The organism is Rhodoferax sp. GW822-FHT04A08 (assembly GCF_058801025.1).
The window spans coordinates 1-1,717 of sequence record NZ_JBXAMW010000061.1 but is presented as its reverse complement, the minus strand read 5'-3'; the positions used below and the strand labels follow the sequence as shown (position 1 = coordinate 1,717).

Genomic DNA, 1,717 nt, shown 5'->3' with positions numbered 1-1,717 from the left:
CCACCGGCTTCTCCACTTTGGCTGCCTTGGCTTTCTTGGCCACAGCCTTCGCCTTCTTCACAGGAGCTGATTCAGCTACGGCATCTACCGAATTAGAACCAAGTTGATAGATTCCGCGACCAACCAATTTCACCGAACCCGTGGCTTGCAATCTTTTCAACGAAATACCCACAGAGCCCAAGGGAAGCTTGGATCCCGCCGCCATCGCCGCACCTGTAATGGCCGTGCCCGCATCCGCCTTCAAGACACCTTGCAAATAAGAAAGCAGCTTGCTGTCATTTGCGGTGAGCGCACCGGGAGTGGTAGATTTGCGCCCAGCTTTCCTAACTGCCTTCACTTTCTTAGCCGCCTTGGCAGGCCTTGCAATGACGTCAACGGCAGCAGCGTTGGAAATAGACCTGCGCTTACTCACTGCGCGCAGAACAATCACATCCTCGGCCGGGCTAGCCAATTCATTGGCCAACGCATAGAGCTTTTGAAGCTGCGACTCCACAGCAACAAGACCTTGACTCAGGCCAGAAAGAGACTTGAATCGCTCAATCACTTGATCCGAATCAGTACCAAACGGCTGGCTGCTCAGATTGGCAATCAATACTTCGCCTTGCGCTCGCACCATATGCCCAATGGCTTCGGAAGCATTGTGGGCGGCCTGACCAGCCTTTTGGATGAACGATAGGTCTTTCTGGGATAACGACATACAACTCCGAATAGTGGAAAGAAAACAATATGAGAATACTATATCTGTACTTAGCTGGCGACCATTTTTTTAGGGCCTTTCTCAAGAGTTCTATGCTCGCGCTTCAGTCTTTTGAAAAAATTAATGAGTGATTACTATTCCTTCTTTCCATAGAAAAATGCAGCCCATTGCCGACTGTATCTGACAACTACCAAATGAATAGAACTTGCTCGTTGCATACTCAGGGTGTCAGCCGTTTCCGTGGTCCAGCGCTATCGGCACTGTGGACAGGTATTTCTATCTGAAATCTCACCACGCTAGCGCGCAGGTCAATTGCACTGGATGATCCACGTGTATTAGCGAGTAGGCTTGGAATGGTCCTCGCATCCTTGAATTGTGATCATGACGCTCTCGCTTTAGATTGAAGAGGATAGAGCGTCGACGGCTACCCAGCATCGGTAAACTTTGAGTACGAAACTTTTCTTTCAATTCTAAGGTGTTGACTTTTTGTAGTCACGCGTGCATCGCTTACTCTCGAATGTTGTTATAGACTTGCGCCGTCGTTGGAGCCAGCCGATCGGCTTTATTCTAAGTAGAGAGAGACCATGTTTCGTACCCTTTTGAAATCCAAAATTCACCGTGTTGCCGTCACCCACTGCGAGCTGCACTATGAAGGATCGTGCGCAATCGATGAAGACCTTTTAGACGCCGCTAACATCGCTGAAAACGAGCAGGTACACATTTGGAACATCAACAACGGTGAGCGCTTCATAACCTATGCCATCAAGGGGCAGCGTGGTAGCGGCATGATTTCCGTTAATGGTTCCGCTGCGCGTCGTGCGGCCGTGGGTGACCTGATCATCATTGCTGCATTTGCCCAGGTGCATGACGACAAAGTGGAAGGCCATTCCCCACAGCTGGTGTTTGTAGACGACAAAAACAAGCAAACTGATTTGCGCCACAAGGTTCCCACCCAACAGTTGTAAGAGCGGCGGCCTTTGTGGATCCTGCCCACAGGTTTGCTGATTCAACTTCGCTTTC

Annotated in this window: 2 protein-coding genes; one reads left to right on the top strand and one right to left on the bottom strand. The window is 50.0% G+C overall.

Features of this window, described 5'->3' with window-relative positions:
- On the bottom strand, positions 1-697 hold a 697-nt coding region (locus tag AC1RMF_RS26560; RefSeq protein WP_493145549.1), incomplete at its 3' end, for a hypothetical protein.
- Positions 698-1,281: 584 nt separating this feature from the next.
- Between AC1RMF_RS26560 and panD the strand changes: the two genes are divergently transcribed.
- The gene (gene panD, locus AC1RMF_RS26555; protein ID WP_342620457.1) at positions 1,282-1,662 is read left to right on the top strand and encodes an aspartate 1-decarboxylase; all 381 of its coding nucleotides are present in this window, start codon (positions 1,282-1,284) and stop codon (positions 1,660-1,662) included.
- The last annotated feature ends 55 nt before the right edge of the window (positions 1,663-1,717 follow it).